The sequence below is a fragment of the Janthinobacterium sp. KBS0711 genome (genome assembly GCF_000988085.1).
Classification (GTDB): Bacteria; Pseudomonadota; Gammaproteobacteria; order Burkholderiales; family Burkholderiaceae_D; genus Janthinobacterium; species Janthinobacterium lividum_E.
Genome location: NZ_LBCO01000019.1, coordinates 39,033 through 44,117, shown reverse-complemented (window position 1 = coordinate 44,117; position 5,085 = coordinate 39,033). Strand labels below are relative to the sequence as shown.

Sequence of the window (5,085 nt, the reverse complement as noted above, 5' to 3'; positions counted from 1 at the left end):
ACGTGCCGCCTGCCAGCAGCCAGCCGGCCAGCAGCAGTTCCGCCGCCACCAGGGCTGGCGCAGCGAATTGGGCGGCGGCGGACGGCAGGCCGAACGAGGTGGCCAGGTTGCCGCGAAATTCCCCGTAGCTGCGCAGCTTGCCTACGCTGGCCGCCAGCAGCAGTAAGGCGATGACATAGCGCACGATATCGGACAAAAAGGGGAGAGCTGTCAGCATTGCGTGCTCCACAGCGGCGCAAAGCCGCCCGGACGCTGGCGCCGCAGTTGCACGCCGTCGCGCGAGGCCAGCAGGGCGTCATTCCACGCTTCGTCGGGCGCGCTGCGCAGGGCGCCGCCTATGCTCGATTGCAGCTGCGTCGAGATGGCCCAAGCCAGCCGTTCGGCGTGGGCATCGCGCGCCATGTTCAAGCCCAGCTGGGCCAGCTCTTCGCGCGTCAGGGCATAGTTGTGCGAGTGGTAGCCCGTCACCAGTTGCGCGACGATGGCGCGCCGCGCCTCTGGCGTGGCGTCGGGCAATTGCCATGTGATCAATTCCTCGCCGATCTGCGACAGTTCCAGCGAGGTGCGGTAGAAGGCCGTCAGGGAAGGGGGGAAGATGCTGCCGCACAGCAAGGACAGCGATTGCTGGCGCGCCTCGGCCGCATCCACGCCGAACCACTGCTGCGCCATGTCGCCGAACACCTTGATGTCCAGGCTGGAAATGGCGCCGCCGTCGACGCCGTCGAGCTGCGGGTCGATGGGCGAGAACAGGGCCAGGTCGCCGGCGATGATTTCATCGGCGCCCAAGGCCAGCAGGGTGGCTGCCGACTGGCAGTGGAAGGGCACGATAAAGCTCAGGTGGCGCGCATGCTGGCGCAGCAGGATGGCGATGCGGCGCGCCGCGTTGACGATGCCGCCGCGGCCGTGCAGCACCACGTCGAGGCGCGCCACGGGGCCGATGCCCTGGCACAGTTCATATAGTGCGGGCAGCAGTTCCATGTCCAGGTGTGAGGCGGCCAGGACGATGGCGCGGCTGTCGCGCGCAAGCTCCAGTTCGCGCAGCTGGACGGGGATCTGGCTCAGGTCTGGCTGTGGCATAACGCTCCTTCGATCAGGGTAGTGGCCACGCTTTCCAGCAGGGGTAAGGCGGGCACCAGTTGTTGCACATACAAAAATTGACCGACAGGATTGTTTTCCAGGAAAACATATTCGCCTTCGGGCGTGACGATGAGGTCCAGCGCGCCATATTCGAGGCCATAGCTGTGCACGAAAGCGAGGCAGCGCTGCCGTATGTCATCCGGCAAGGTCGCGGCTTCATAGCGGATGGGGGCCGACATGTCGCGCGAATCGATGGCCGTGCGCGCATCGTCCTGGGAATACAGGCGTGCGGCAAACAGCTGCTTGCCGATCACGGTGATCCGCAATTCGTATTGCTTGGCGATATATTCCTGGAACTGGCAGCTCAGTTCTCTGACGGCGTCCAGGCTGTCCAGCATGGCATCGTCGACGATGGTGGTGCCGATGCCGGCGCTGACCCTGTCTGCATCTTCGACGGTTTCGGCGGCCAGGCTGGGCGTGGACATGCTCTTGAAAATGATGGGCCCTTTGACGGCCGCGCGGAAAGCGCGTACGTCGTCGGGTACGTTGGTGATCACGGTGGCGGGCACGCGAAAACCCATGCGCGCGGCCCGTGCAAGCTGTTCGCCTTTCCATTGGGCGCCGCGCAGGGCCAGCGGATGGCTGAGCCAGTAGCAATCGAGCCCGTACAGCACGCTGAAGATGGCTTGCTCCGTTTCCAGCTGCGCATAGGCGCGCTCCTGCGGCGTCAGGTCGGTGCTGGCGTAGGCATAGTCGGCCGGCTTGCGCAGCCAGACGGCGCCCACGTGCTGCAGGTCAAGCCAGTCGCCATCGGGCAAGCGGCGCAGGCGCGCGCTGGCGCGGCCGTCCAGCAGGCGCTGGCACAGCTGGTAATCGCGGGGAAAGGCGTCGAGGTCGATACGGAAGGGGACATGGCCGCGGTCGGCCAGTATCTGGGAAACCAGGTCGGCGTGCAAATCGCCGCTATGGCTGATAATTAATACCTTTTTATGCATTCAGGGGCCTGCTGCGAAGGAAAGGCCTTGCCGTGGCAAGGCCTTCAGTTGGCTAAAGTATCAGCAATACACGCCAGTATCGTTGGGCGCAAAGCGCGAACTGTCGCGCAGATTGTAATCTTCCGGATCGCCGTAATACGTGCAGCCGGCCACCGCTACGCCATCGCGCACCTGCCATGGTTGCTTGACTTCCTTGTCTGCTTCCTTTTCCGCCAGTTTGAAAGCAAACAGCTTGGTTTGATTCTGTTTTTGCATTGTCATCCTCTTTGTCGTGGTTAAGTGCCGCTTTTTTGAATCTCCAGTGGCGCCGGTTTTTATCGATAAAGAATCGTAAATAATGGTATGTATGCCGCGCGCAGGAATGCACTGCGCCGCAATTGGCGCCAATTCATCAAGTCGGGATTGGAATAAAACCCCGCCAGGGGCGAGGTTCCAGGGTGCAGCGAAGATCAGCAATACTGGCCGCTGTCGTTCGGTTTGAGCCGCGAAGAGTCGCGGTATTGATCATGGGTGCCGACGGCAGTGCAGCCAGCCACGGCGACGCCGTCGCGCACTTTCCAGGTGGCGGCGGGCGCCGCCTGTTTTTGTACCTGTTTTTCTGCCAGTTTGAACGCGAACAATTTGGTTTGATTTTGCATTGTACTATCCTCTTGTGATGGTTAAGTACTGCCTGTTTTGAGTGCCAGTTGATTTGGCTTTCAAATGCTAATTTTTAAAGAATGCCGCGTCAACCAATAAATTAAAAATTTAAAAAATAAATATCGATCGATATGAATGCCGCACGCACGGGGAAACCGCGCCGCAAATGGTGCAAGCGTGTTTGCATCGGGAATTAAATGAACTTCCCGTCATAAGTTGAATGGATGCGGGTGCGGCGTTCAGCAGAACTGGCCGGTATCGCGGGAATTGATGGTGGAAGAGTAGCGGTATTGGAATCGGTCGACTTCGCTGCAACCGGCGACGGCGACGCCGGTGCGCACTTTCCATTCGGTGGGCGGGGTAGGCGGGGTTGATATCTTTTTCTCAGCAAGCTTGAAAGCGAACAATTTTGGTTGGTTTTGCATTGTACTATCCTCTTGTGATGGTTAAGTACGGCTTGAGCTGTCGGCCACGGTGAATGGCTTTACGATATTAGCGCCGCAATAATTAGGCGTCAACGTGAAATTGAATTGTGCGCGCGACTGCATTTTTAGAATAATCACCAAATATCACGCAATGCCAGATATTATTATCAATCGATAAATCATAATTGCAGTATTTAAATATCGGGATGGGCAAATATTATTGCGCCGCACTATCGCGGTGCATGCGGATGATTATGGCGGGAAATGGATGGCGCTTGCGCGGGGTGGCGCACTATAATGGCGCCTGATTAAGAGAGAGGAGTCGCAGCATGGATATTGCCGACAGCCTGCGGCAGCAGGCGTATGCGCAGGCCGCCGCCTTCGTGCGGACCTTGGACGGGCGTGATCCTGTTGCGTTGCAGCGCGACTGGGGCCTGTCGGCGGCCGTGGCCGACGAGATCATCGAGACGCTCGACAGCTATTTTGCGGCACGCCAGACGCTATCCCTGGCGCCGCTGGCGCAAGCCTTCGTGCCGGGCAAGGGCGGCCGTCCCGCCGTCGACATGTATGCGACCGATGCCGGACCGCTGGGTATGGAATGCCTGTTGCTGGCCGATGGCAAGCCCGGCGAAGCGATCTTGCACCTGGAAATGTCCGGCCACGATGGCGCGCTGCGCCTCCATTACCACTACATTGGATCCTGAAAGCACCATGACCGCACCGATCAGCGAAACACAACAGCGCGTCTGCGACAAATTCGGCTTGCCGGCGCAAGCGCCCGAGCCCATGGTGGCCCTGGCCATTGGCAGCCTGGCCCAGTCGCCCATCTACGGCACGCGCATCGCGCTGCCGGAAAACGGCACCATCAGCTGGTTCATCCACTGCGGCGAACATGACGATGCGCTGGACTTTTACCAGCCCCTGCATGCGGAACACCTGCATGAAATGCTGCCGCAGGTAGTCGATTACCTGGCCTTGCCCAGCGGCGCCAAGTTCATCCTCGACCGGGAAGGGTACGAGGATGTGTGGCTGGACGAGTAACTTTCTGAATGGCAAGATTGTCGTTGACGTTGACAAATAGGTATGGGATGCTGCGGTTCCGTTTTCTCTTGCCGAAAGCCGCATCGTGAAGCCACGCCTTCCGTCTGTCCTGCTCGTCATGGCGCTTGCCGCCATCCCCACCAGTCAAGCGCAGGCGTCCCGTGCCGAACACGATATTGCCGCCTTCGTGCGCAGCGAAATGCAGGAGCGCCAGATTCCAGGGCTGCAACTGGCCGTGATACAGCATGGCAAAATCGTACTGAAGCGCAACTTCGGCCTGGCCAGCGTGCAGTACCAGGTGCCGGTGACGGACGCCAGCCTGTTTTCCATCAACTCGGCAACGAAAGCGTTTGCAGGCGTGGCCGTCATGCAGCTGGTACAGGAGGGCAAGATCGACCTGGCCGCCCCTATCGGCCAGTACCTGACGGGGCTGCCTGTCGCCTGGCAAGCCGTGACGGTGACGCAATTGCTCAACCATACCTCGGGCTTGCCCGACGTGCTCGATCAACGCAGCGGCAAGCTCGTGGGGCCGCAGCCGGATGACGCCGATGCGGCGTGGACAGCCGTGCAGGCGCTGGCCGTGGAAGCCCCGCCAGGCCAGCGCTACCGCTACAACCAGACCAATTACGTATTGCTGGCGCAATTGATCGAGCGCCAAGGCGGCCAGCCCTTTGCTACTTTCATCCAGCGCCGGCAGTTCGACGTGGCGGGCATGCCGCACAGCGGCTTTGGCGACGCGAAGGACGTGGTAGTCAACAAGGCCAGTTCCTACGTGCTGGACCGGGGCGGCAACGGTTACCGCAACGTGATCGAAGACTTTCCCGTGTTCATGCGCGCCGGGGCCGGCATCAACAGCAATGCGGGTGAACTGGCCAACTGGCTTATCGCGCTGCAGTCGGGACGCTTGC

9 protein-coding genes are annotated in these 5,085 nt (G+C 60.4%); 3 read left to right on the top strand and 6 right to left on the bottom strand.

Annotated elements, in window-relative coordinates; all coding sequences use genetic code 11:
- The 6 genes from VM94_RS28500 to VM94_RS28170 form a co-directional block, all read right to left on the bottom strand.
- Positions 1 to 217 (bottom strand): MauE/DoxX family redox-associated membrane protein (locus VM94_RS28500; protein WP_046683568.1); only part of this gene is annotated, 217 nt, incomplete at its 3' end.
- A complete protein-coding gene (locus VM94_RS11175; RefSeq protein WP_046683567.1) occupies positions 211 to 1,077 on the bottom strand; it encodes an SDH family Clp fold serine proteinase in 867 nt (288 codons plus the stop codon). The genes VM94_RS28500 and VM94_RS11175, both read right to left, overlap by 7 nt.
- Positions 1,059 to 2,072 carry an ATP-grasp domain-containing protein gene (locus VM94_RS11170; RefSeq protein WP_046683566.1) on the bottom strand — a complete coding sequence of 338 codons (1,014 nt, stop codon included), beginning with the start codon at positions 2,070 to 2,072 and terminating at the stop codon, positions 1,059 to 1,061. Before VM94_RS11170 ends, VM94_RS11175 begins: the two co-directional genes overlap by 19 nt.
- 60 nt (positions 2,073 to 2,132) lie before the next feature.
- Positions 2,133 to 2,528 carry a hypothetical protein gene (locus VM94_RS28175; protein ID WP_144295916.1) on the bottom strand — a complete coding sequence of 132 codons (396 nt, stop codon included), beginning with the start codon at positions 2,526 to 2,528 and terminating at the stop codon, positions 2,133 to 2,135.
- Positions 2,522 to 2,710, bottom strand: coding sequence for a hypothetical protein (locus VM94_RS11160; RefSeq protein WP_046683564.1), 189 nt, complete (start codon positions 2,708 to 2,710; stop codon positions 2,522 to 2,524). The genes VM94_RS28175 and VM94_RS11160 overlap by 7 nt, the downstream gene beginning before the upstream one ends.
- A 240-nt stretch (positions 2,711 to 2,950) precedes the next feature.
- Positions 2,951 to 3,136: a hypothetical protein gene (locus VM94_RS28170; protein ID WP_138829092.1), complete on the bottom strand. Its 186-nt coding sequence runs from the start codon at positions 3,134 to 3,136 to the stop codon at positions 2,951 to 2,953.
- 329 nt (positions 3,137 to 3,465) lie between these two features.
- Here VM94_RS28170 and VM94_RS11155 point away from each other — a divergent pair, with 329 nt between their 5' ends.
- The 3 genes from VM94_RS11155 to VM94_RS27230 all read left to right on the top strand — a co-directional run.
- Complete coding sequence (locus VM94_RS11155) at positions 3,466 to 3,840, top strand: hypothetical protein (protein ID WP_046683563.1); 375 nt, start codon at positions 3,466 to 3,468, stop codon at positions 3,838 to 3,840.
- A 7-nt stretch (positions 3,841 to 3,847) separates the two neighbouring features.
- The gene (locus VM94_RS11150; protein WP_046683562.1) at positions 3,848 to 4,177 is read left to right on the top strand and encodes an immunity protein Imm33 domain-containing protein; all 330 of its coding nucleotides are present in this window, start codon (positions 3,848 to 3,850) and stop codon (positions 4,175 to 4,177) included.
- An 85-nt stretch (positions 4,178 to 4,262) separates the two neighbouring features.
- The coding region (locus VM94_RS27230) for a serine hydrolase domain-containing protein (protein WP_144417548.1) at positions 4,263 to 5,085 on the top strand (823 nt) is incomplete at its 3' end.

Coding starts and splice junctions, on each gene's coding strand:
- VM94_RS11175 (WP_046683567.1), bottom strand. CDS start 1,077: ATGCCACAGCCAGACCTGAGCCAGATCCCCGTCCAGCTGCGCGAACTG.
- VM94_RS11170 (WP_046683566.1), bottom strand. CDS start 2,072: ATGCATAAAAAGGTATTAATTATCAGCCATAGCGGCGATTTGCACGCC.
- VM94_RS11160 (WP_046683564.1), bottom strand. CDS start 2,710: ATGCAAAATCAAACCAAATTGTTCGCGTTCAAACTGGCAGAAAAACAG.
- VM94_RS28170 (WP_138829092.1), bottom strand. CDS start 3,136: ATGCAAAACCAACCAAAATTGTTCGCTTTCAAGCTTGCTGAGAAAAAG.
- VM94_RS11155 (WP_046683563.1), top strand. CDS start 3,466: ATGGATATTGCCGACAGCCTGCGGCAGCAGGCGTATGCGCAGGCCGCC.
- VM94_RS11150 (WP_046683562.1), top strand. CDS start 3,848: ATGACCGCACCGATCAGCGAAACACAACAGCGCGTCTGCGACAAATTC.